The organism is Pseudomonas sp. FP2254 (assembly GCF_030687695.1).
GTDB classification, from domain to species: domain Bacteria; phylum Pseudomonadota; class Gammaproteobacteria; order Pseudomonadales; family Pseudomonadaceae; genus Aquipseudomonas; species Aquipseudomonas quebecensis.
Genome location: NZ_CP117444.1, coordinates 3,306,494 through 3,329,605 on the forward strand (window position 1 = coordinate 3,306,494; position 23,112 = coordinate 3,329,605).

At 59.2% G+C, this 23,112-nt stretch carries 20 protein-coding genes; 17 read left to right on the forward strand and 3 right to left on the reverse strand.

Going from position 1 to position 23,112, the window contains the following annotated elements; translation table 11 throughout:
- Positions 1–52 precede the first annotated feature (52 nt).
- Both infA and PSH94_RS15140 read left to right on the forward strand, forming a co-directional pair.
- Positions 53–271, forward strand: a complete 219-nt coding sequence (infA, locus tag PSH94_RS15135; protein WP_002553999.1) for a translation initiation factor IF-1 — start codon at positions 53–55, stop codon at positions 269–271.
- 229 nt (positions 272–500) lie between these two features.
- On the forward strand, positions 501–1,919 hold the full coding sequence (locus PSH94_RS15140) for an IS1182-like element ISPfl3 family transposase (RefSeq protein WP_305435084.1): 1,419 nt from the start codon (positions 501–503) through the stop codon (positions 1,917–1,919).
- 117 nt (positions 1,920–2,036) lie between these two features.
- Here the strand turns inward: PSH94_RS15140 and clpA are convergent, their stop codons facing one another.
- Both clpA and clpS read right to left on the reverse strand, forming a co-directional pair.
- Complete coding sequence (gene clpA / locus PSH94_RS15145; RefSeq protein WP_181076633.1) at positions 2,037–4,307, reverse strand: ATP-dependent Clp protease ATP-binding subunit ClpA; 2,271 nt, start codon at positions 4,305–4,307, stop codon at positions 2,037–2,039.
- Positions 4,308–4,336: 29 nt separating this feature from the next.
- Entirely contained in the window at positions 4,337–4,705 is a 369-nt protein-coding gene (gene clpS / locus PSH94_RS15150; protein ID WP_010567912.1) for an ATP-dependent Clp protease adapter ClpS, read from the reverse strand.
- A gap of 224 nt (positions 4,706–4,929) precedes the next feature.
- Here clpS and cspD point away from each other — a divergent pair, with 224 nt between their 5' ends.
- A complete protein-coding gene (gene cspD, locus PSH94_RS15155) occupies positions 4,930–5,235 on the forward strand; it encodes a cold shock domain-containing protein CspD (RefSeq protein WP_181076631.1) in 306 nt (101 codons plus the stop codon).
- Positions 5,236–5,310: 75 nt separating this feature from the next.
- Here cspD and icd read toward each other — a convergent pair whose 3' ends face one another.
- The gene (icd, locus tag PSH94_RS15160) at positions 5,311–6,567 is read right to left on the reverse strand and encodes an NADP-dependent isocitrate dehydrogenase (protein ID WP_181076630.1); all 1,257 of its coding nucleotides are present in this window, start codon (positions 6,565–6,567) and stop codon (positions 5,311–5,313) included.
- A 493-nt stretch (positions 6,568–7,060) separates the two neighbouring features.
- Between icd and PSH94_RS15165 the strand changes: the two genes are divergently transcribed.
- The 14 genes from PSH94_RS15165 to nuoF all read left to right on the forward strand — a co-directional run bounded on the left by PSH94_RS15165 (position 7,061) and on the right by nuoF (position 23,025).
- Positions 7,061–9,286 (forward strand): NADP-dependent isocitrate dehydrogenase, encoded by a 2,226-nt coding sequence (locus tag PSH94_RS15165; protein WP_305435086.1) that lies wholly within the window; start codon positions 7,061–7,063, stop codon positions 9,284–9,286.
- Positions 9,287–9,446: 160 nt separating this feature from the next.
- A complete protein-coding gene (locus tag PSH94_RS15170; protein WP_181076626.1) occupies positions 9,447–9,893 on the forward strand; it encodes an NUDIX hydrolase in 447 nt (148 codons plus the stop codon).
- A gap of 59 nt (positions 9,894–9,952) precedes the next feature.
- Positions 9,953–11,077: a tRNA 2-thiouridine(34) synthase MnmA gene (mnmA, locus tag PSH94_RS15175; protein ID WP_253508224.1), complete on the forward strand. Its 1,125-nt coding sequence runs from the start codon at positions 9,953–9,955 to the stop codon at positions 11,075–11,077.
- On the forward strand, positions 11,074–11,697 hold the full coding sequence (gene hflD / locus PSH94_RS15180) for a high frequency lysogenization protein HflD (protein ID WP_016969254.1): 624 nt from the start codon (positions 11,074–11,076) through the stop codon (positions 11,695–11,697). The genes mnmA and hflD overlap by 4 nt, the downstream gene beginning before the upstream one ends.
- A gap of 125 nt (positions 11,698–11,822) precedes the next feature.
- Entirely contained in the window at positions 11,823–13,193 is a 1,371-nt protein-coding gene (purB, locus tag PSH94_RS15185; RefSeq protein ID WP_007940861.1) for an adenylosuccinate lyase, read from the forward strand.
- A gap of 83 nt (positions 13,194–13,276) precedes the next feature.
- Complete coding sequence (locus tag PSH94_RS15190) at positions 13,277–14,443, forward strand: cupin domain-containing protein (RefSeq protein WP_305435089.1); 1,167 nt, start codon at positions 13,277–13,279, stop codon at positions 14,441–14,443.
- Positions 14,436–14,858: a GNAT family N-acetyltransferase gene (locus PSH94_RS15195; RefSeq protein WP_181076620.1), complete on the forward strand. Its 423-nt coding sequence runs from the start codon at positions 14,436–14,438 to the stop codon at positions 14,856–14,858. The genes PSH94_RS15190 and PSH94_RS15195 overlap by 8 nt, the downstream gene beginning before the upstream one ends.
- A 217-nt stretch (positions 14,859–15,075) precedes the next feature.
- Entirely contained in the window at positions 15,076–15,813 is a 738-nt protein-coding gene (locus tag PSH94_RS15200; RefSeq protein ID WP_285428113.1) for a secretin N-terminal domain-containing protein, read from the forward strand.
- A 506-nt stretch (positions 15,814–16,319) separates the two neighbouring features.
- Entirely contained in the window at positions 16,320–17,645 is a 1,326-nt protein-coding gene (aceA, locus tag PSH94_RS15205) for an isocitrate lyase (protein ID WP_003174717.1), read from the forward strand.
- Between the two features lie 570 nt (positions 17,646–18,215).
- Positions 18,216–18,629 (forward strand): NADH-quinone oxidoreductase subunit A, encoded by a 414-nt coding sequence (locus PSH94_RS15210; RefSeq protein WP_003219575.1) that lies wholly within the window; start codon positions 18,216–18,218, stop codon positions 18,627–18,629.
- Between the two features lie 10 nt (positions 18,630–18,639).
- Positions 18,640–19,314 carry an NADH-quinone oxidoreductase subunit B family protein gene (locus PSH94_RS15215; RefSeq protein ID WP_003174719.1) on the forward strand — a complete coding sequence of 225 codons (675 nt, stop codon included), beginning with the start codon at positions 18,640–18,642 and terminating at the stop codon, positions 19,312–19,314.
- 71 nt (positions 19,315–19,385) lie between these two features.
- On the forward strand, positions 19,386–21,170 hold the full coding sequence (gene nuoC / locus PSH94_RS15220; RefSeq protein WP_285428111.1) for an NADH-quinone oxidoreductase subunit C/D: 1,785 nt from the start codon (positions 19,386–19,388) through the stop codon (positions 21,168–21,170).
- Positions 21,171–21,172: 2 nt separating this feature from the next.
- Positions 21,173–21,670 (forward strand): NADH-quinone oxidoreductase subunit NuoE, encoded by a 498-nt coding sequence (gene nuoE, locus PSH94_RS15225; protein ID WP_003174721.1) that lies wholly within the window; start codon positions 21,173–21,175, stop codon positions 21,668–21,670.
- Complete coding sequence (gene nuoF, locus PSH94_RS15230) at positions 21,667–23,025, forward strand: NADH-quinone oxidoreductase subunit NuoF (RefSeq protein ID WP_181076615.1); 1,359 nt, start codon at positions 21,667–21,669, stop codon at positions 23,023–23,025. Before nuoE ends, nuoF begins: the two co-directional genes overlap by 4 nt.
- Positions 23,026–23,112: the final 87 nt, after the last annotated feature.

The window sequence follows — 23,112 nt, forward strand, 5'->3', positions numbered from 1 at the left end:
TGCCTGGCGCAGTTGCACCGGGCCATTCACTGGATACCGAGGGCTTTACTGCATGTCGAAAGAAGACAGCTTCGAAATGGAAGGCACTGTCGTCGACACCCTGCCCAACACCATGTTTCGTGTGGAGTTGGAAAATGGGCACGTCGTAACCGCGCATATCTCCGGCAAGATGCGCAAGAACTACATTCGTATTCTTACCGGTGACAAAGTGCGCGTCGAGCTGACGCCCTATGACTTGAGCAAAGGGCGCATCACTTACCGCGCTCGCTAAGCAAGTCAATACAAAACGCCCGGTTATGCCGGGCGTTTTTGTGTGCATGATTTTTCAAACATCGAAGGGGCTCTGCGGTGAGCTCTCTCCCACACTGGATCTTCATTGGTCTGGCAATCGCATTTCCACACAGCAAAAAGGCGCCTTTCCAGACTGTGTGAAAACCTAGCAATCTGTCCGGCCCTTTAAGAGAATGCTCCGTATCGAAAGATACGGAGCATTTTTCGTTATGGCCTACATACAAGGCGAGTCCCGCAGCCAGACCAGCCTGTTCCCGGTCTCGCTGGAGGAACTGATCCCTGAAGATCACCTCGTACGGGTCATCGACCTGTATGTCACCAAGCTCGATCTGGGCCAGCTCGGTTTTGAGAAGGCTCAGCCCAAGGCCACTGGGCGCCCAGCTTACGACCCCGCCGATCAGCTCAAGCTCTATCTCTATGGCTATTTTCAGCGCATTCGATCGTCGCGGCGCCTAGAAGCTGAGTGCCAACGCAACATCGAAGTGATGTGGTTGATCAACCGGCTTAAACCCGACTTCAAGACCATCGCCGACTTTCGCAAGAACAACAAAGTAGCGTTCGTTACGACGTGCCGAGCTTTTGTGCAGTTCTGCCGATCCGTCGGCTTGATTGCGGGCGATCTGGTTGCGATCGATGGCAGTAAGTTTCAGGCAGTCGCTTCCTCGCGACGCCACCTGAATTTGAATCAGCTCAAGCGTCAGGAGGAGAAGCTGGATAAACGGATCGCCCAATACCTGGCTGACCTGGATGCCGTTGATAAAGCAGAGGGCGAGCAAGTGGTCGATCGCACTGCGATCAAGGCGGCACTGGCGAAGCTTGAGGCCAAGCAGCAAGACAACCGTAGTTGCCAAGCTTTGATGAAGTCGATGGGGCTGGAGCAATTCAACACGCACGAAAGCGATGCCCGAATGATGCGCACGCCAAAGGGGGCTCGTGTTGCCTATAACGTGCAAACAGCCGTGGACGCAGAGCACTGTCTGATTTTGCACCATGAGGTGACGCAAGATGGTGACGACCGCAAACAGCTTGAACCCATAGCTAAAGCTGCCAAGGCCGAACTGGGGCAGGACACGCTGACCGTGACAGCCGATATGGGCTACTCAAATGGCCAGCAATTCCAGGCGTGCGAGGATGCCTCCATTACCGTGTACGTGCCGCCAAACCGAACTTCGAACCCAGGCGGAGAGACATTATTCGAGCGCCAGGACTTTACCTATGACGCTGAACAGGATCGATACCAGTGCCCGGCAGGTCAATGGCTAACCCTGAAGCAGCGTTGCAAAGGCGACCGGATCTACCAGGCGGCAGTCAGCGACTGCGCTGGATGTGCGCTGAAAGCCCAATGTACAAAGGCTCAGCGCCGCTATGTCTCACGTCACGCACAAGAGGAAGCCTTTGAGCGTATGGCACAGCGGATGCAACTGCATCCAGAGATGATGGAGCGACGCAGATCCATCGTGGAGCACCCGTTTGGCAATCTCAAACAATGGCTATTTGGGAACGGGCGGTTCTTGCTACGACAACTTGAAGGGACGAAAGCTGAAATGGCCCTGGCCGTGACCGCGTACAACTTCAAGCGGGCGATCAGTGTCTTGGGAGCCAAGAAAATGATGCAACTGATGGGCTGAAGAGCCTTTTTCAGCACAAAAACAAACGCCCCGAACAAGTCGGGGCGTTTGGTCTAAGGCCTGTCAGTGTGTTTTCACACAGTCTGTTTCGACGCCTTTTGCATGGGTGCGGTACGATCAGGCCATTTCAGCGGTGGTCTCGAACTCGAAGGTCAGCTCGCCATCCTTCAGGTCGATATGCACCACGCCACCATGGTCGGACAGCTCGCCAAACAGGATCTCCTCGGCCAGTGGCCGCTTGATCTTGTCCTGGATCAAACGCGCCATTGGGCGGGCGCCCATTGCCGCATCGTAGCCACCTTCGGCGATCCAACTGCGCGCCGCTTCCGTGACATCGAGCTGTACGCGCTTGTCTTCCAACTGCGCCTGGAGCTCGGTAAGGAACTTGTCCACCACGCTCTTGATAACCTCATGACTGAGGCGACCAAACTGGATGATAGTGTCCAGACGGTTGCGGAACTCCGGTGTAAAGCTCTTCTTGATCACTTCCATCGCATCGGAAGAGTGATCCTGATGGCTGAAGCCAATCGAAGCCCGCGCGGCCGTCTCGGCACCGGCGTTGGTGGTCATGATCACGATCACGTTGCGGAAATCCGCCTTGCGCCCGTTGTTGTCGGTCAGGGTCCCGTGATCCATCACCTGCAGCAGCAGGTTGAAGACTTCCGGGTGTGCCTTCTCGATTTCATCGAGCAGCAATACGCAGTGAGGCTGCTTGGTGATCGCCTCGGTGAGCAGACCGCCCTGATCGAAGCCCACATAACCAGGAGGCGCACCAATCAGGCGTGACACGGTATGGCGCTCCATGTACTCGGACATATCGAAGCGAACCAGCTCGATACCCATGGCCTTGGCCAATTGCCGCGCCGCCTCGGTCTTGCCGACGCCGGTAGGACCGGCGAACAGGAACGAGCCGACAGGCTTGTCCGGCGACTTGAGGCCCGCGCGCGACAGCTTGATAGCCGTGGACAGCGAATCGATGGCCGCATCCTGACCGAACACGGTCAGCTTGAGGTCGCGCTCCAGGTTACGCAGCAGCTCCTTGTCCGAGCTGGTGACGTGTTTTGGCGGAATCCGCGCAATTTTCGCCACGATATCTTCGACCTGCGGCACATCAATGCGCTTCACGCGCTTCTCGGCTGGCTGGAGACGTTGGTAAGCACCCGCCTCATCGATTACGTCAATCGCCTTGTCAGGCATGTGACGGTCGTTGATGTAGCGCGACGCCAACTCCGCGGCCGAGCGCAGCGCTTCATCGGTGTACTCGATGCCATGGTGCGCCTCGAAGCGGCCCTTCAGGCCACGCAGGATGCCGATCGTGTCTTCAACCGAAGGTTCGGACACATCGACTTTCTGGAAGCGCCGCGCCAGGGCGCGATCCTTCTCGAAAATCCCGCGAAACTCCTGGAACGTGGTGGAGCCGATGCAACGGATATCACCCGACGACAGCAACGGCTTGAGCAGGTTGGACGCATCCATGACCCCACCGGAAGCTGCGCCGGCACCGATGATGGTGTGAATCTCATCGATGAACAGGATCGCTTGCGGGCGTTTTTTCAACTCGCCCAGCAACGCCTTGAAGCGCTTCTCGAAATCGCCACGGTATTTGGTACCGGCAAGCAAGGCGCCCAGATCGAGGGAATATACGACACTGCTGGCCAGCAGATCCGGCACCTGATTGTCGACGATACGCTTGGCCAGGCCTTCGGCAATCGCGGTTTTACCCACGCCGGCCTCGCCGACCAGCAGCGGATTGTTCTTGCGACGACGCGCAAGGATCTGCGCTACGCGCTCGACTTCAAGCTCACGCCCCACCAGCGGATCGATCCGCCCCTGACGCGCCAGTTCATTGAGGTTGCTGGCATAGGCATCCAGTGGATTGCCCGAAGAAGAAGACTCGCCGCCCTCGTCGTCCTGCATATCCTGCTCACCCTCGGAATGATCGCCGTGCCCAGGCACCTTGGAGATACCGTGGGCGATGTAGTTGACCACATCGATACGGGCAACGCTCTGCTGCTTGAGCAGAAACACCGCCTGGCTTTCCTGTTCGCTGAAGATCGCCACAAGCACATTGGCGCCCGTGACTTCACGCTTACCGGAGCTCTGTACGTGGAAAACGGCACGCTGCAATACCCGCTGAAAACCCAGGGTCGGCTGGGTTTCACGGTCCTCGTCATGCACGGGGATCAGTGGCGTGGTGGAGTCGATAAACTCCTGCAGATCATGCTTGAGTTTGTCGAGGTTGGCGCCGCACGCACGCAGAACGGTGGCGGCAGCTTCATTATCCAAAAGTGCCAGCAGCAGGTGCTCGACGGTCATGAATTCATGACGCTTCGAACGAGCCTCCTTGAAGGCAAGATTGAGGGTGACTTCGAGCTCGCGGTTTAACATAGCTTCACCTCATACCCAAGTGGTCGGCGTTAACCGTCCTTCTCGATTTCACAGAGTAGCGGATGCTGGCTTTCCCTGGCGTACTGGTTGACCTGCATGGCCTTTGTCTCGGCGATGTCGCGGGTAAACACTCCACATACTGCCCGTCCTTCTGTATGAACGGCCAGCATTACCTTGGTCGCCAACTCGCGGTTCAGGTTAAAAAACACCTCGAGCACTTCGACCACGAAATCCATCGGTGTGTAGTCATCGTTGAACAAAACCACCTTGTACATCGGCGGCGCCTGTAAGGCAGGCTTGGCCTCCTGAACAGCAATGCCTGCAGAACCGTCGTCATCGTGTTCGTGATCCGGTCGATCCTGATTGAATGTTAGTCGAATCTGGCTGATTGCATGCATGGAAAGAAAGGTTCGTCAGTTGTTCAATACAGTGGTGGGGGCAACCTGTCAGAATTTCAACTCTGACCGACTGGTCGCCTTGACTATCGGCAAAACGGTGTTACAACCAATAGAACCCACAGTGGGTAAAAAAGGTCCGCGCAGTCAACCTTATTTATTCGGGTTAGGACGGATAAACTGGATGATACTCCAGTGATGGAGTCTGGTGCAGAAGGAAATGGGTTATGTCTGGCAGCAAGATCAAAGGTAAGGTCAAGTGGTTCAATAACGCCAAGGGATACGGCTTTATTAATGAAGAAGGTAAAACCGATGACCTTTTTGCGCACTATTCAGCGATCACCATGGACGGCTACAAGACGCTGAAAGCAGGCCAAAGTGTGGAGTTCGAAATCATTCAGGGGCCAAAGGGACTGCATGCCGTTGAAATTTGTGCGGCCTGCGCGGCGGCGCCCGGGACGGCCCACGACACGACGCACGAAAAAAAGCCCAAAAAAGATCAATCCTCTAAAGAAAAGAAGCAACTGGCCTGATCGCATTTGGGTAAATAGCCTGCAAAAAAAACGGCCATTCTGGTTCAGCAGAATGGCCGTTTTATTTAGCCTGCCTTACATATGCGAAATCAACGCATCACCAAAGCCTGACGACGACACCAGCTTCGCGCCGTCCATCAGTCGCTCGAAGTCATAGGTCACGGTCTTGGCCGAAATCGCGCCATTGGTCCCCTTGATAATCAGGTCCGCCGCCTCGATCCAGCCCATGTGACGCAGCATCATTTCCGCCGACAGGATCAGCGAGCCGGGGTTGACCTGGTCTTTGCCCGCATACTTGGGCGCGGTGCCGTGAGTCGCCTCGAACATGGCGACGGTGTCGGACAGATTGGCGCCCGGCGCAATACCGATGCCGCCGACTTCCGCCGCGAGGGCATCGGACAGGTAGTCGCCATTGAGGTTAAGGGTGGCGATCACATCATATTCCGCCGGCCGCAGCAGGATCTGCTGGAGCATGGCGTCGGCAATCGCATCCTTGACCACCACATTCTTGCCGGTTTTCGGGTTCTTGAACTGCATCCAAGGCCCGCCGTCCAGCAAGGTCGCGCCAAACTCCTGCGCGGCCACTTCATAGGCCCACTCTTTGAAGGCCCCTTCGGTGAACTTCATGATGTTGCCTTTGTGCACGATGGTCAGCGAATCACGATCGTTATCCACCACATATTGCAGGGCTTTACGCGCCAGACGCTGAGTACCTTCCTTGGACACCGGCTTGACGCCAATCCCGCAGTCCTGGTCGAAACGGATCTTGGTGACGCCCATTTCCTCCTTGAGGAACTTGATCACCTTGATCGCTTCAGGCGAACCGGCTTTCCACTCAATACCGGCGTAAATATCTTCGGAGTTTTCACGGAAGATGGTCATGTCCACGTCGCCAGGCTTTTTCACCGGGCTGGGCACGCCTTCGAACCAGCGGACGGGGCGCAGGCAAACATACAGATCGAGTTGCTGGCGCAGGGCAACGTTCAACGAACGGATACCGCCGCCCACCGGCGTGGTCAGCGGGCCCTTGATGGACACTACGTAATCCTTGACCGCGTCCAGGGTTTCCTGGGGCAGCCAGGTGTCCTGGTCGTAAACCTGCGTGGCTTTTTCGCCGGCGTAGACTTCCATCCAGGAAATCTTGCGCTTGCCGCCATAAGCCTTGGCAACAGCTGCGTCGACCACCTTGATCATCACTGGGCTGATGTCGACGCCAATACCGTCACCTTCGATGAACGGGATGATCGGGTGGTCAGGAACATTGAGAGAATGGTCTGCGTTGACGGTGATTTTGTCGCCGACTGCCGGAACCTGAATCTTCTTGTATCCCATGCTGAACTCCATCTATGGATTGAACATCTGGCTGCGTTCGAGCCTACTCCAGATAAATGACGACTGAAACCTAGCGCCATGCTCATTTGCATCGAAAACAGCATAAATTGTCGCCTACAAGCCTGAAAGCAAAGGGAAAAACGCCAATCTTGAGCACAACGTGCGACTTTAGGCGTAACCCGGTACCTGCGACCTTTAGACCAATGGACGACCCACCTTTTGTATGAAGGCTCAGCGTAAGCATAGCGACCTATGTATAATGCCGCCGCTGACCCAAGAGTCACGCCGGCAGACCGCTCTGGAACCGGGCCCTCCGCCAGAAAGCAGGACTATTACAATAGTCCACCCGCTTGACGCTCGACTGATGCAACCCAACATCACCGCGAAGAAACCTCGACATTTCGCTCATGGATGACTTTGAACGAACGCGCTCCACCCGGCGCATCTCGAGTTTCTGCGCACGCTTTCAGCAAAGAAGAGAGTTAATCCGAATATGCCCACCCGCTCGAAGATCATCTACACCTTCACCGACGAAGCCCCCGCCCTCGCCACCTATTCACTGCTGCCTATCGTAGAGGCTTTCACCGCTTCCGCTGATATTGCCGTGGAAACCCGCGACATTTCCCTCGCCGGGCGCATCCTCGCAAGCTTCCCGGAGCAACTGGGTACCAAGGCCGTGCCGGACCACCTCGCCGAACTGGGCGACCTGGCCGTAACCCCTGAAGCCAACATCATCAAACTGCCTAACATCAGTGCTTCGACCCCTCAATTGCATGCGGCGATCAAGGAATTGCAGGCCCAGGGCTACGCCCTCCCGGACTACCCGGAAACCGTAACCACCGACGCGGAAAAAGAAACCCGTGCCCGTTACGATAAGGTCAAGGGCAGCGCCGTGAACCCGGTACTGCGCGAAGGCAACTCCGACCGCCGTGCGCCATTGTCGGTCAAGAACTATGCGCGCAAGCACCCGCACAAAATGGGCGCCTGGGCGGCAGACTCCAAGTCCCACGTTGCCCACATGAGCAATGGTGACTTCTACGGCAGCGAGAAAGCCGTACAGATCGAAGCCGCCGACGCGGTCAAGATCGAGCTGATTGCCAAAGATGGCACCGCAACCGTGCTGAAGGAAAAGACCTCGGTACAAGCTGGCGAAATCCTCGACAGCGCAGTGCTGAGCAAAAACGCCCTGCGTGCGTTCATCGCCGCCGAGATCGAAGACGCCAAGAAACAAGGCGTATTGCTGTCGGTACACCTGAAGGCCACCATGATGAAGGTCTCCGACCCGATCATGTTCGGCCAGATCGTTGCCGAGTTCTATAAAGAAGCGCTGACCAAGCACGCTGCCGTGCTGGAACAGATCGGCTTTAACCTGAACAACGGCATCGGCGACCTGTACGCCCGCATCAAGGCCCTGCCGGCCGACCAGCAAGCGCAGATCGAAGCCGACATCCAGGCGGTCTACGCCGCTCGCCCTTCCCTGGCGATGGTCAACTCCGACAAAGGCATCACCAACCTGCATGTGCCGAGCGACGTCATCGTCGACGCCTCGATGCCGGCCATGATCCGTGACTCCGGCAAAATGTGGGGCACCGACGGTCAACTGCACGACACCAAGGCCGTGATTCCGGATCGCTGCTACGCCACCATCTACCAAGCCGTCATCGAAGACTGCAAGGCCAATGGCGCGTTCGATCCAACCACCATGGGCAGCGTTCCGAACGTTGGCCTGATGGCCAAGAAAGCCGAAGAATACGGCTCCCACGACAAGACGTTCCAGATCAAGGCTGACGGTGTGGTCCGCGTCACCGACAGCAAGGGCAACCTGCTGATGGAGCAAACCGTCGAAGCCGGCGACATCTTCCGCATGTGCCAGACCAAAGACGCGCCGATCCAGGACTGGGTCAAGCTCGCCGTCAACCGCGCCCGCGCCAGCAACACCCCGGCCATTTTCTGGCTGGACCCCAAGCGCGCCCACGACGGCGTGGTGGTCGAGAAAGTTCAGGCCTACCTGAAAGACCACAACACCGAAGGTTTGGACATCCGCATCATGTCGCCGGTCGACGCGATGAAGTTCACCCTGGAGCGTACCCGCAAGGGCCTGGACACCATCTCCGTGACCGGTAACGTATTGCGCGACTACCTGACCGACCTGTTCCCGATCATGGAACTGGGCACCAGCGCCAAGATGCTCTCGATCGTGCCGCTGATGAACGGCGGCGGCCTGTTCGAAACCGGCGCCGGCGGCTCGGCACCCAAGCACGTACAGCAACTGCTGGAAGAGAACTTCCTGCGCTGGGATTCCCTGGGTGAATTCCTGGCCCTGGCTGCATCCCTCGAGCACTTGGGTGTGACGTACAACAACCCCAAGGCCCTGGTACTGTCCAAGACCCTGGACCAGGCCACCGGCCAGTTCCTGGACAACAACAAGTCGCCATCGCGCAAAGTCGGCAACATCGACAACCGCGGCAGCCACTTCTACCTGGCGCTGTACTGGGCCCAGGCCCTGGCCGCTCAGTCTGAAGACACAGCGCTGCAAGCGCAGTTCGGCGAACTGGCCAAGACCCTGGCTGCGAACGAGGCGACCATCGTCGCCGAGCTCAATGCCGTACAGGGCAAGCCAGTGGACATCGGTGGCTACTACGCACCGAACCCGGAGTTGACCAGCAAGGCCATGCGCCCAAGCAACACCTTTAACGCGGCGATTGCCAAGTTGAAGTAAGGTTGTAAGGATGCAAAGAAGCCCCGGCCCCGTGCCGGGGTTTCTGTTTCCAGCGCTCAACTCAGGAAACCGGATCAAATATGGGAGGGGCTTGCCCCTTCCCACATTGACTGTAATCCAGATCCAAGAACGCACCGCCCCCTGAATCAAGAGGCACACCATGACCTGGCAACCCCACATCACCGTCGCCACCATCGTCGAAGACAACGGCAAGTTCCTGATGGTCGAAGAGCTCAAGGGCGGGCGCGCCGTACTCAATCAGCCTGCCGGTCACCTCGACCCGCATGAAACGCTAACCGAAGCCGCCGTACGCGAAACCCTTGAGGAAACCGGTTGGGACGTGGAAGCGACCGGTATCGTCGGCATCTACCTGTACACCGCCCCCAGTAATGGCGTGACTTATCAACGGGTCTGCTTCATTGCCAACGCCTTGAAACACCACCCGGACTATCAACTCGACGACGGCATCCTCCGCGCCCGCTGGCTGACCCGCGACGAACTGATGGGCCTGCGCGACGCCTGGCGCAGCGAGCTGATTATCCGCTGCATCGATGATTATCTGGCCGGCCAGCGGCACAGCCTGGAATTGATCCGCCCTTCTCTTTAGCCTTGCGGGCCCAGGCCTGCTAGAATCGCGTCCTTTTTCAAGACACCCGTTGAAACCCTATGCGTGATCCAGCCCCTTCTGACACACAAAAGAAGCGCGTCATCGTCGGCATGTCCGGCGGCGTGGATTCTTCCGTTTCCGCCGTTCTGCTCATGGAGCAGGGTTATGAGGTGGAAGGCCTGTTCATGAAGAACTGGGAAGAAGACGATGGAACGGAATATTGCACCGCCATGGACGACCTCGCGGACGCCCAGGCCGTGTGCGACAAGATCGGCATCAAGCTGCACACCGCCAACTTCGCGGCCGAGTACTGGGACAACGTGTTCGAGCACTTCCTGGCCGAATACAAGGCTGGACGCACGCCGAACCCGGACATCCTGTGCAACCGCGAAATCAAGTTCAAGGCGTTCCTCGACTACGCCATGATCCTCGGCGCGGACCTGATCGCCACTGGCCACTACGTGCGCCGCCGCGATATCGATGGCCGCACGGAACTGCTCAAGGGCCTGGACCCAAACAAGGACCAGAGCTACTTCCTGCACGCCGTCGGCGGTGAACAGATCGCCAAGACTCTGTTCCCGGTGGGCGAGCTGGAAAAGCCGGAAGTGCGCAGGATTGCCGAGCAGCACGGCCTGGCTACCGCCAAGAAAAAGGACTCCACCGGGATCTGTTTTATCGGCGAGCGCCGCTTCAGTGACTTCCTCAAGCAGTACCTGCCGGCGCAACCGGGCGAGATCAAGACCACCGAGGGAGAGGTCATCGGCCGTCATCATGGCCTGATGTACCACACCATCGGCCAGCGCCAGGGCCTGGGCATCGGCGGCCTCAAGGACGCTGGCGAAGAGCCGTGGTACGTGCTGGTCAAGGACTTGGAACACAACGTGCTGATCGTCGGCCAGGGCAACGAGCACCCGTTGCTGTTTTCCGGCGCCCTGCTGGCCTCGGAGATCTACTGGGTCAACCCGATTGACCTCACTACCCCACGCCGCCTGACCGCCAAGGTGCGCTATCGCCAGAGCGACCAGCCCTGCACCCTGGAAAAGACCGCCAACGGCTACCGCGCCACCTTCGATGACCCGCAGCGCGCCGTCACTCCCGGCCAGTCCGTGGTGTTCTATGACGGCGAGGTGTGCCTGGGCGGTGGCGTGATCGAAGTCGCCGAACCCTGGAGCAACCCGGCATGAGCCCGACCCAGGAGCAATTGACGGCATTGGGCGGGGTATTTCTGGCCGCGGTGCTGGTGGACAAAATCGCCAAGACCGGCCAGGTCACCGAGGCGGGCCTGACCTGCATGCTCGGCAGCCTGCTGATCCGCGACCCCAAGGACACCCTGGAAGTCTACGGCGGTGATGACCTGGCGCTGCGCGAAGGTTACCGCGCCCTGATCGGCGCCCTGGAGCGCGACCCCAGCACCTTGCAACGCGAGCCACTGCGCTACGCCCTGTCGATGCTCGGCCTGGAGCGTCAACTGGCCAAGCGCGAGGACATGCTGGAGACCATCGGCAAGCGCCTGCCACAGATCCAGTCCCAGGTGGAGCACTTCGGCCCGGCCCACGAAAACGTGATCGCCGCCTGTGGTGCGCTGTACCAGGACACCTTGAGCACCCTGCGCCAGCGCATCCAGGTGCATGGCGACATGCGCAACCTGCAGCAACCGAACAACGCGTCGAAGATCCGCGCCCTGTTGCTGGCCGGCATTCGTTCGGCGCGACTGTGGCGCCAGCTGGGCGGTCACCGTTGGCAGCTGGTCATCAGCCGTCGCAAATTGCTCAAAGAGCTTTACCCGTTGATGCGCAACGAATAAGTCGCAGCAGCAGGCTGTTTTCACGCCGTTACGCGTAATACGCCGGTCAGTTGGCGACGGACCGGCGGATTTTTTCATGTATGATACGCGCCCCATTTCGTTGCCCGACTGTCCGAGAACACCCCATGCAGCTTTCTTCGCTCACTGCGGTTTCCCCTGTTGACGGCCGCTACGCCGGCAAAACCCAGGCCCTGCGCCCTATTTTCAGCGAGTACGGCCTGATCCGCGCCCGCGTTCTGGTTGAAGTGCGCTGGCTCCAGCGCCTGGCCGCTCACCCCGCCATCAGCGAAGTGCCGGCATTTTCCGCCGAAGCCAACGCCGTGCTCAATACCCTGGCGGAGAACTTCTCCCTGGAGCACGCCGAGCGTGTGAAAGAGATCGAGCGCACCACCAACCACGACGTCAAAGCCATCGAATATCTGCTCAAAGAGCAAGCGGCCAAGCTGCCGGAACTGGCCAAGGTCAGCGAGTTCATCCACTTTGCCTGCACCAGCGAGGACATCAACAACCTGTCCCACGCCCTGATGCTGCGCGAAGGCCGTGACGACGTGATGCTGCCGCTGATGCGCCAGACCGCCAACGCCATCCGCGAGCTGGCGATCCGTTTCGCCGACGTACCGATGCTGTCGCGCACCCACGGCCAACCGGCCTCGCCGACCACCCTGGGCAAAGAGCTGGCCAACGTGGTGTACCGCCTGGAGCGCCAGATCGCGCAAGTGGCCGCTGTGCCATTGCTGGGCAAGATCAACGGTGCGGTGGGCAACTACAACGCCCACCTGTCGGCTTACCCGGAGATCGACTGGGAAGCCAACGCCCGCGCCTTTATCGAAGACGAACTGGGCCTGGGCTTCAACCCGTACACCACGCAGATCGAACCGCACGACTATATCGCCGAGCTGTTCGACGCCATTGCGCGCTTCAACACCATCCTGATCGACTTCGATCGCGATATCTGGGGCTACATCTCCCTGGGCTACTTCAAGCAGCGCACCATTGCCGGTGAAATCGGTTCGTCGACCATGCCGCACAAGGTCAACCCGATCGACTTCGAAAACTCCGAAGGCAACCTCGGCATCGCCAACGCCCTGTTCCAGCACCTGGCCAGCAAGTTGCCGATCTCCCGCTGGCAGCGCGACCTGACTGACTCCACCGTGCTGCGCAACCTCGGCGTGGGCTTTGCCCACAGCGTGATCGCGTATGAAGCCAGCCTCAAAGGCATCAGCAAACTGGAGCTCAACGAGCAGAAGATCGCCGCTGACCTGGATGCGTGCTGGGAAGTACTGGCCGAACCGATCCAGACCGTGATGCGCCGCTACAACATCGAAAACCCGTACGAGAAACTCAAAGAATTGACGCGCGGCAAGGGCATCAGCCCTGAAGCGCTGCAGACTTTCATCGACGGCCTGGACATGCCGGCCGCGGCCAAGGCCGAGCTTAAATTGCTCACCCCGGCCAACTACATCGGCAATGCCGTGGCCCAGGCCAAGCGCATCTGATCCAAGCAAGACCCTTGAGACGCCCGGCCGCGCCGGGCGTTTTTATTCCAGTCTGAAAAGTGCTTTTTTTCAATAGGTTACACATGAATCCTGATATTCCTCTTCAACTTCTGGGCGGCATCACGGCACGGGAATTCCTGCGCGATTACTGGCAGAAAAAGCCGCTGCTGATCCGTCAGGCCATCCCTGACTTCGAAAGCCCGATCGACGCCGACGAACTGGCCGGCCTGGCCTTGGAGGAGGAAGTCGAATCACGCCTGGTGATCGAGCATGGTGAGCGTCCGTGGGAACTGCGCCGTGGTCCGTTTGCTGAAGACGCCTTCAGCACACTGCCTGAGCGCGAATGGACCCTGCTGGTGCAAGCGGTCGACCAGTTCGTACCGGAAGTGGCCGAGCTGCTTGAGCAGTTCCGCTTCCTGCCAAGCTGGCGCATCGACGATGTGATGATCAGCTTTGCCGCGCCTGGGGGCAGTGTCGGCCCGCACTTCGATAACTACGATGTGTTCCTGCTGCAGGCCCAGGGCAAGCGCAACTGGAAGATCGGCCAGATGTGCAGCTCCGAGAGCCCGCTGCTGCAACACGCCGACCTGCGCATCCTGGCCGAATTCGAAGAAAGCGCCGAGTGGGTGCTGGAACCGGGCGACATGCTCTACCTGCCGCCGCGCCTGGCGCACTTCGGCGTCGCCGAAGACGACTGCATGACCTACTCGGTCGGCTTCCGCGCACCGAGCGCTGCCGAAGTGCTGACCCACTTCACCGACTTCCTCGCCCAGTACCTGACCGACGAAGAACGTTACACCGATGCCGACGCGCAGCCGGTCAGCGACCCGCACCAGATCCAGAGCGACGCCCTCGACCGCCTCAAAAGCCTGCTGGCCGAGCACATGAGCGATGAGCGCATGCTGCTGACCTGGTTCGGCCAATTCATGACCGAACCGCGCTATCCGGAACTGGTGGCTGGCGAAGAGCTGGGCGAAGAAGATTTTGTCGCCAGCCTGCAGGACGGCGCGATCCTGGTGCGCAACCCAAGCGCGCGCATGGCCTGGTCGGAAGTGGACGATGACGTGCTGCTGTTCGCCAGCGGCCAGAGTCGTTACCTGCCGGGCAAGTTGCGCGAACTGTTGAAAATGATTTGCTCTGCCGACGCCCTGCATGCCGAGAACCTCGGCCCGTGGCTGGCGGACGAAGACGGTCGCGACTTGCTGTGCGAATTGGTCAAGCAAGGAAGCCTGGGATTTGCCGATGAATAGAATTCACGTAAGTGTCGCGAACTGGCATAAGGATATCGCTGAGATTCGGCGCATTCGTGAAGCAGTGTTTATTGCTGAACAGTCGGTTCCACCTGAGCTGGAGTGGGACGCGGACGACGCAGAGGCCATGCATTTCCTGGCGTTCGAAGGCGACTTCCCGATCGGCACCGCGCGCCTGCTGCCCAGCGGCGAGATCGGTCGTGTATCGGTGCTCAAGGACTGGCGCGGGCTGAAGGTGGGCGACAAGCTGATGGAGGCCGTGATCGAAGCCGCTGAAAAACGCGGCCAGACCAGGCAATTCCTCAGTGCCCAGGTGTATGCCGCGCCGTTCTATGAGCGGCTGGGCTTTGAGATCGTCAGTGATGAATTCCTGGAAGTCGGGATTCCTCATGTCGATATGGTGCGCGGCGCCTGATTCGAGATCGCGTCGCTGCCATCGGGGGCAAGCCTCCTCCCACATTTGAAATGTACAGGGTCAACATGTGGGAGGGGGCTTGCCCCCGATAACTATTCCAGCCACACCAGCAATGCCCTGCCATGCGGGGCATTTTGCCGTCTACGATTCAATATGCGACCGGCCAGGCCGACAAACTGGCACTATCACGTCTAATTGACTCGCAGAGATAACGGACATGTCCCTACGCACCCTGCTCACCGCCCTCCTCCTGACCGTCAGCGTCTCGGCCAGCGCCGACACCGCAGTCGTCAACCTGAGCAACCGCACCAGTGCCGACCTGCTACCGGTGGCGCAGAACTTTATCGGCAAGGACGGCACTGTCAGTGCCTACGGCAACCAGCTGATCGTTAACGCTGCCCCTGGGAAGATCGAGGGCCTGCGCACCCTGCTCTCCCAACTGGACACACCGGCCAAGCGCCTGCTGATCACCGTCGATACCAATGAAAGCAACCAACAGGACACTGGCGACAGCCAGACCCGCATCATCAACTATGGCACCGTCAGCCGCGAGGGCGGCATTCAGCAGATCCAGGCCAGCGAAGGCGTGCCCGCGCTGATCCAGGTCGGCCAGAGCGTACCGCTGACCACCACCTCGCAAGACAGCTACGGGCGCCTGCAAAACCAGACCCAGTATCGCAACGTCACCCAAGGGTTCTATGTCACCGCCAGCGTCACCGGCGACACCGTACACCTGGCGATCAGTACCAACCGTGACCGCATGAGCCAGGAACGTCCCGATGTAGTGAACGTGCAGAGCACCGACACAAGTGTCAGCGGTCGCCTGGGTGAGTGGATCCCGCTCGCTGGCATCAACCGCCAGACTCAAGCCGATAAAACGTCCACGACCCGCAGCTACTCTACTCAGGGCCGGGATGACCTGACATTGCGGGTCAAGGTCGACACCCTGAACTGAAGCACCAAAAACTGACTGATGAGTCGTATAAGACTAAAGATGTAGTGCCTGAAAAAAAGCACTACAAAACATTTGACGATCCAAAAAAGCCTGGGCATGATGGCCTCGCTCCCGCTAATCAGGGGCCCTGGCAAGGGCCTTCGGATCGTCGCTCCAAGTTACCCACCCGAGCCGATTCGTGTCTGTACCGCCCACAAGGCGTGTTTGACGAGGTTGCGACTGGAACGAAGTTGTCCCGAGGGACGGAAGCTAACCAGGTAACCCGGCTACACACTGATGGATCGTACAAAGGCCCACGACGCCCGAAGACCGTTCGCAGTCTGCCCTTACCTGCTCAACTCCCCCTTGAGCCCATCGTTCAACCCGTCGCCCACTCCGTCGAACCTGACCTGACTGCCTACGCTTCTGATCAGCGAGCAGCCATGACCACGCACTGGCTACAGTAGCTGGCCAACGGAATGTTCAACCCAGTAGATTTTCCACAAGACGCGACGAGGTTTTTCCCCATGGCACTGACACGCGAACAGCAAATTGCAGCCCTTGAAAAAGACTGGGCTGAAAACCCACGCTGGAAAGGCGTGACCCGCGCTTATTCCGCTGCTGACGTCGTCCGCCTGCGCGGCTCGGTTCAACCTGAGCATACCTTTGCAAAACTCGGCGCCGAGAAGCTGTGGAACCTGGTTACCCAAGGTGCCAAGCCATCCTTCCGCCCCGATAAAGATTTCGTCAACTGCATGGGCGCCCTTACTGGCGGCCAGGCAGTCCAACAGGTAAAAGCCGGTATCCAGGCAATCTACCTGTCCGGCTGGCAAGTGGCGGCGGACAACAACTCCGCCGAATCCATGTACCCCGACCAATCGCTGTACCCGGTGGACTCCGTGCCGACCGTGGTCAAGCGCATCAACAACTCGTTCCGCCGCGCCGACCAGATCCAGTGGAAAGCCGGCAAGAACCCGGGCGACGAAGGCTACATCGACTACTTCGCACCGATCGTGGCTGACGCCGAAGCCGGCTTCGGTGGCGTGCTGAACGCCTACGAGCTGATGAAAAGCATGATCGAGGCAGGCGCTGCCGGCGTGCACTTCGAAGACCAACTGGCGTCGGTAAAAAAATGCGGCCACATGGGGGGCAAGGTACTGGTACCGACCCAGGAAGCCGTGCAGAAGCTCACCGCCGCGCGCCTGGCAGCTGACGTCGCCGGCACGCCGACCATTATCCTGGCCCGCACCGACGCCAACGCCGCCGACCTGCTGACCTCGGACTGCGACCCGTACGACCAGCCGTTCGTCACTGGCGAACGCACCCAGGAAGGCTTCTACAAAGTTCGCGCAGGCCTGGATCAAGCCATCGCCCGCGGCCTGGCCTACGCGCCGTACGCCGACTTGATCTGGTGCGAAACCGCCAAGCCGGATCTGGACGAAGCCCGTCGCTTTGCCGAAGCAATCAAGAAGGAATACCCGGACCAGCTGCTGTCCTACAACTGCTCGCCTTCCTTCAACTGGAAGAAAAACCTGGACGACGCGACCATCGCCAAGTTCCAGCGCGAACTGTCGGCCATGGGCTACAAACACCAGTTCATTACCCTGGCCGGCATTCACAACATGTGGCACAGCATGTTCAACCTGGCGCACGACTACGCCCGCAACGACATGACCGCCTACGTGAAACTGCAGGAGCAGGAATTCGCTGACGCCGCCAAGGGTTACACCTTCGTCGCGCACCAGCAGGAAGTGGGCACCGGTTACTTCGACGACATGACCACCGTGATCCAGGGCGGCACCTCGTCCGTGACTGCGCTGACCGGTTCGACTGAAGAAGAGCAGTTCCACTGATCGATCCAAGTACTCGGCCACCGCGGACCCGTTAAAAAGCTAACCGCAGTGCCGCACGATCTGACGCCCCGACTGGTTCGGGGCGTTTTTTTTGCCGATATACATCTTACCGATTCAATAAGGGCCCAATATGGGAGGAACCCTGCAACCTGAAGATTTTGTGCAAAACCTTGATCCAGAGCGGTATTCACCGCAGATAAATCGGTTAAAAGATCCGCTGCGACAACTAGCGGTAACCGATCAAGTAACGGCAACTTCCCTCGCCACACCACAACCGTCCGCTTAAAACCCGCCCAAACAATATTCATTATCATTTAGAACAAAGAAACTTCGTTACAACCTAAACAAAACACAATTGATCAAATGCCCGCTAATGCCCACCACGCAAGGGCTACAGCCCCAAGAAGGTGCACTATGTGCTTATTCCACCGAATAATTTCGCCATCGGAATTTTACTTGCCCGGTGTTTAGCCATAAAATCAACGCGATTGACTACGCTGCGACATATCGTCACTGCATCGTTACTTTTTCGAGCTCAGAGGCCTTTGCCCTCTGTTAAGGATTTCCAGCATGACCGAAGCGACAGGACTCATGGCCCACAACTGGGGCTTTGCCATTTTCCTTCTCGGTGTTGTCGGCCTTTGTGCCTTCATGCTCGGCGTCTCCAGCCTCCTCGGGTCAAAAGCCTGGGGCCGCAGCAAAAACGAACCGTTCGAGTCCGGCATGCTACCTACAGGTGGCGCCCGCTTGCGGCTCTCAGCCAAATTCTATCTGGTCGCGATGCTGTTCGTGATCTTCGATATCGAAGCCCTCTTTCTCTTTGCCTGGTCTGTGTCCGTCCGCGAAAGCGGCTGGACCGGATTCGTCGAAGCTCTCGTTTTCATAGCAATTCTGTTGGCAGGTCTTGTCTACCTGTTCCGAGTGGGCGCCCTTGATTGGGCTCCGGAAGCTCGTCGCAAGCGGCAGGCGAAGCTGAAACAATGAGGCTTTGGCGATGCAATACAATCTCACCAGGATCGACCCGGATGCTCCTAACGAGCAGTACCCCATCGGCGAACGGGAAACCGTTTCCGATCCGTTAGAAGATCAAGTCCACAAAAACATCTACATGGGCAAACTCGAAGACGTGCTGAGTGGCGCGGTCAACTGGGGGCGTAAGAATTCCCTATGGCCGTATAACTTCGGCCTTTCGTGCTGCTACGTGGAAATGACCACCGCCTTCACGGCGCCCCACGACATCGCGCGCTTCGGCGCCGAAGTAATCCGGGCATCGCCGCGCCAGGCGGATTTCATGGTTATCGCCGGTACCTGCTTCATCAAGATGGCGCCGATCATTCAGCGTCTCTACGAGCAAATGCTCGAGCCGAAGTGGGTTATCTCCATGGGTTCGTGCGCCAACTCCGGGGGCATGTACGACATCTACTCCGTGGTTCAGGGGGTGGACAAGTTCCTGCCCGTGGACGTCTACGTGCCTGGCTGCCCGCCCCGCCCGGAGGCATTCCTGCAAGGCTTGATGCTGTTGCAGGAATCGATTGGCAAGGAGCGTCGCCCACTGTCCTGGGTGGTCGGAGATCAAGGTGTTTACCGCGCCGAGATGCCGTCCCAAAAGGAACAGCGCCGCGAACAGCGAATCGCAGTCACCAACCTGCGCAGCCCCGACGAAGTCTGATCCAGCCCGCTTCTTTCATAGAACGAAAACCTGGCCTCATTCTTTACGTTGACCGAAAGCGATAAAAAACCATGACTACAGGCAGTGCTCTGTATATCCCGCCTTATAAGGCAGACGACCAGGATGTGGTCGTCGAACTCAATAACCGTTTTGGCCCTGACGCCTTTACCGCCCAGGCCACACGCACCGGTATGCCGGTGCTGTGGGTGGCACGTGCCAGGCTCATCGAAGTCCTGACTTTCCTGCGCAACCTGCCCAAGCCGTACGTCATGCTCTATGACCTGCATGGCGTGGACGAGCGTCTGCGCACCAAGCGCCAGGGCCTGCCAAGCGACGCCGACTTCACTGTGTTCTATCACCTGATGTCGCTGGAACGTAACAGCGACGTGATGATCAAGGTCGCGCTGTCCGAAAGTGACCTGAGCGTGCCGACCGTGACCGGCATCTGGCCCAACGCCAGCTGGTACGAGCGTGAAGTCTGGGATATGTTCGGCATCGACTTCCCGGGCCACCCGCACCTGTCGCGCATCATGATGCCGCCGACCTGGGAAGGTCACCCGCTGCGCAAGGACTTCCCTGCGCGCGCCACCGAATTCGACCCGTTCAGCCTCAACCTGGCCAAGCAGCAGCTTGAAGAAGAAGCGGCGCGTTTCCGTCCGGAAGACTGGGGCATGAAGCGCTCCGGCACCAACGAGGACTACATGTTCCTCAACCTGGGCCCGAACCACCCTTCGGCCCACGGTGCCTTCCGCATCATCCTGCAACTGGACGGTGAAGAAATCGTCGACTGCGTACCGGACATCGGTTATCACCACCGTGGCGCCGAAAAGATGGCCGAACGTCAGTCCTGGCACAGCTTCATCCCGTACACCGACCGTATCGACTACCTCGGCGGCGTGATGAACAACCTGCCGTACGTGCTCTCGGTCGAGAAGCTGGCCGGCATCAAGGTGCCGGACCGTGTCGACACCATCCGCATCATGATGGCCGAGTTCTTCCGGATCACCAGCCACCTGCTGTTCCTGGGTACCTATATCCAGGATGTCGGTGCCATGACCCCGGTGTTCTTCACCTTCACCGACCGTCAGCGCGCCTACAAGGTCATCGAAGCCATCACCGGTTTCCGCCTGCACCCGGCCTGGTACCGCATCGGTGGCGTGGCCCACGACCTGCCCAATGGCTGGGAACGCCTGGTCAAGGAATTCATCGACTGGATGCCCAAGCGCCTGGACGAGTACCAAAAGGCTGCGTTGGATAACAGCATCCTCAAGGGCCGTACCATTGGCGTTGCGCAGTACAACACCAAGGAAGCCCTGGAATGGGGCGTCACCGGTGCCGGCCTGCGTTCCACCGGCTGCGATTTCGACCTGCGTAAAGCTCGCCCCTACTCCGGCTACCAGAACTTCGAGTTCGAAGTACCGCTGGCGGCCAACGGCGATGCCTACGACCGTTGCATCGTGCGCGTCGAAGAAATGCGCCAGAGCCTCAAAATCATCGAGCAATGCATGCGCAACATGCCGGCAGGCCCGTACAAGGCGGATCACCCGCTGACCACGCCGCCGCCCAAAGAGCGCACGCTGCAGCACATCGAAACCCTGATCACGCACTTCCTGCAGGTTTCGTGGGGCCCGGTCATGCCGGCCAACGAATCCTTCCAGATGATTGAAGCGACCAAGGGTATCAACAGTTATTACCTGACGAGCGATGGCGGCACCATGAGCTACCGCACCCGGATTCGTACACCAAGCTTCCCGCACTTGCAGCAGATCCCTTCGGTGATCAAAGGCGAGATGGTCGCGGACTTGATTGCGTACCTGGGTAGTATCGATTTCGTTATGGCCGACGTGGACCGCTAAGCATGAACAGCACGCTTATCCAGACAGACCGTTTCACCTTGAGTGAAACCGAGCGCTCGGCCATCGAGCACGAGCTGCATCACTACGAAGACCCGCGCGCGGCGTCGATCGAAGCCTTGAAGATCGTCCAGAAGGAGCGCGGCTGGGTGCCGGACGGCGCCCTCTACGCCATCGGCGAAATCCTCGGCATCCCTGCCAGCGACGTTGAAGGCGTGGCGACGTTCTACAGTCAGATCTTCCGCCAGCCGGTCGGCCGCCACATCATTCGCGTGTGCGACAGCATGGTCTGCTACATCGGTGGTCACGAGTCGGTGGTCAGCGAAATTCAGAACAAACTGGGCATCGGCCTCGGCCAGACCACCCCGGACGGCCGCTTCACGCTGCTGCCGGTGTGCTGCCTGGGCAACTGCGACAAGGCGCCGGCGTTGATGATCGACGACGACACATTCGGTGACGTCCAGCCTGCCGGCGTGACCCAATTGCTCGAGGGCTACCCATGACCCTGACATCTTTCGGCCCGGCCAACCGCATCCAGCGGTCGCCCGAAACTCACCCGCTGACCTGGCGCCTGCGCGACGATGCCGAACCGGTATGGTTCGACGAATATCAGGCCAAGAACGGTTACGCCGCAGCGCGCAAAGCCTTCGCCGACATGGCCCAGGACGATATCGTCCAGACCGTGAAAGACGCCGGCCTCAAAGGCCGCGGCGGTGCAGGCTTCCCCACGGGCGTCAAATGGGGCCTGATGCCCAAGGACGAATCCATCAACATCCGCTATTTGCTGTGCAACGCGGATGAAATGGAGCCCAACACCTGGAAAGACCGCATGCTGATGGAGCAACTGCCCCATCTGCTGATCGAAGGCATGCTGATCAGCGCGCGCGCGTTGAAAACCTACCGCGGCTACATCTTCCTGCGCGGCGAATACACCACCGCCGCCAAGCACCTCAACCGTGCCGTGGCAGAGGCCAAGGCCGCAGGCCTGCTGGGCAAGAACATCCTCGGTTCGGGGTTCGACTTCGAACTGTTCGTGCACACCGGCGCCGGGCGTTATATCTGCGGTGAAGAAACCGCGCTGATCAATTCCCTCGAAGGCCGCCGCGCCAACCCGCGCTCCAAGCCGCCCTTCCCCGCCGCCGTGGGCGTGTGGGGCAAGCCGACTTGCGTGAACAACGTCGAAACCCTGTGCAACGTGCCGGCGATCATCGCCGACGGCGTGGACTGGTACAAATCCCTGGCCCGCGAAGGCAGCGAAGACATGGGCACCAAGCTCATGGGTTTCTCCGGCAAGGTCAAGAACCCTGGCCTGTGGGAGCTGCCGTTCGGCGTGACCGCGCGCGAGCTGTTCGAGGACTACGCCGGCGGCATGCGCGACGGCTATACGCTGAAAGCCTGGCAGCCAGGCGGCGCCGGTACCGGTTTCCTGTTGCCCGAACACCTCGACGCACAAATGTACGCCGGCGGCATCGGCAAGGTTGGCACCCGTATGGGTACGGGCCTGGCGATGGCGGTGGACAACACCGTCAACATGGTGTCCTTACTGCGCAACATGGAGCAGTTCTTTGCCCGTGAATCGTGCGGGTTCTGCACCCCATGCCGCGACGGCCTGCCGTGGAGCGTCAAGCTGCTGATGGCCCTGGAAAAAGGCGAAGGCCGCGAGGGTGATATCGAGACCCTGCTGGGCCTGGTCGGCTTCCTCGGCCCAGGCAAGACCTTCTGTGCTCACGCACCGGGCGCCGTGGAGCCATTGGGCAGCGCAATCAAATACTTCCGCTCTGAATTCGAGGCCGGCATCGCGCCAACCCGCGCGGGCGACCTCAATCAGGTGGTATCACCGACCATGGTCGGTGCGTAACGCTTAAAAAAGCGAAGGGTCCGTGCCCTTCGCTTTTCTCATGTGCTGACGCCTTGAAGGCTGTGTAGATGCACATGAATAACAAGA

Bases quoted from the DNA above. Each gene is read 5' to 3' on its own strand.
- PSH94_RS15195 (WP_181076620.1), top strand. From the start codon at position 14,436: ATGAATAGAATTCACGTAAGTGTCGCGAACTGGCATAAGGATATCGCT.
- icd (WP_181076630.1), bottom strand. From the start codon at position 6,567: ATGGGATACAAGAAGATTCAGGTTCCGGCAGTCGGCGACAAAATCACC.
- mnmA (WP_253508224.1), top strand. From the start codon at position 9,953: ATGCGTGATCCAGCCCCTTCTGACACACAAAAGAAGCGCGTCATCGTC.
- cspD (WP_181076631.1), top strand. From the start codon at position 4,930: ATGTCTGGCAGCAAGATCAAAGGTAAGGTCAAGTGGTTCAATAACGCC.
- PSH94_RS15215 (WP_003174719.1), top strand. From the start codon at position 18,640: ATGCAATACAATCTCACCAGGATCGACCCGGATGCTCCTAACGAGCAG.
- purB (WP_007940861.1), top strand. From the start codon at position 11,823: ATGCAGCTTTCTTCGCTCACTGCGGTTTCCCCTGTTGACGGCCGCTAC.
- PSH94_RS15165 (WP_305435086.1), top strand. From the start codon at position 7,061: ATGCCCACCCGCTCGAAGATCATCTACACCTTCACCGACGAAGCCCCC.
- clpA (WP_181076633.1), bottom strand. From the start codon at position 4,307: ATGTTAAACCGCGAGCTCGAAGTCACCCTCAATCTTGCCTTCAAGGAG.
- infA (WP_002553999.1), top strand. From the start codon at position 53: ATGTCGAAAGAAGACAGCTTCGAAATGGAAGGCACTGTCGTCGACACC.
- clpS (WP_010567912.1), bottom strand. From the start codon at position 4,705: ATGCATGCAATCAGCCAGATTCGACTAACATTCAATCAGGATCGACCG.
- aceA (WP_003174717.1), top strand. From the start codon at position 16,320: ATGGCACTGACACGCGAACAGCAAATTGCAGCCCTTGAAAAAGACTGG.
- PSH94_RS15140 (WP_305435084.1), top strand. From the start codon at position 501: ATGGCCTACATACAAGGCGAGTCCCGCAGCCAGACCAGCCTGTTCCCG.
- nuoC (WP_285428111.1), top strand. From the start codon at position 19,386: ATGACTACAGGCAGTGCTCTGTATATCCCGCCTTATAAGGCAGACGAC.
- nuoE (WP_003174721.1), top strand. From the start codon at position 21,173: ATGAACAGCACGCTTATCCAGACAGACCGTTTCACCTTGAGTGAAACC.
- PSH94_RS15170 (WP_181076626.1), top strand. From the start codon at position 9,447: ATGACCTGGCAACCCCACATCACCGTCGCCACCATCGTCGAAGACAAC.
- PSH94_RS15200 (WP_285428113.1), top strand. From the start codon at position 15,076: ATGTCCCTACGCACCCTGCTCACCGCCCTCCTCCTGACCGTCAGCGTC.
- nuoF (WP_181076615.1), top strand. From the start codon at position 21,667: ATGACCCTGACATCTTTCGGCCCGGCCAACCGCATCCAGCGGTCGCCC.
- hflD (WP_016969254.1), top strand. From the start codon at position 11,074: ATGAGCCCGACCCAGGAGCAATTGACGGCATTGGGCGGGGTATTTCTG.
- PSH94_RS15190 (WP_305435089.1), top strand. From the start codon at position 13,277: ATGAATCCTGATATTCCTCTTCAACTTCTGGGCGGCATCACGGCACGG.
- PSH94_RS15210 (WP_003219575.1), top strand. From the start codon at position 18,216: ATGACCGAAGCGACAGGACTCATGGCCCACAACTGGGGCTTTGCCATT.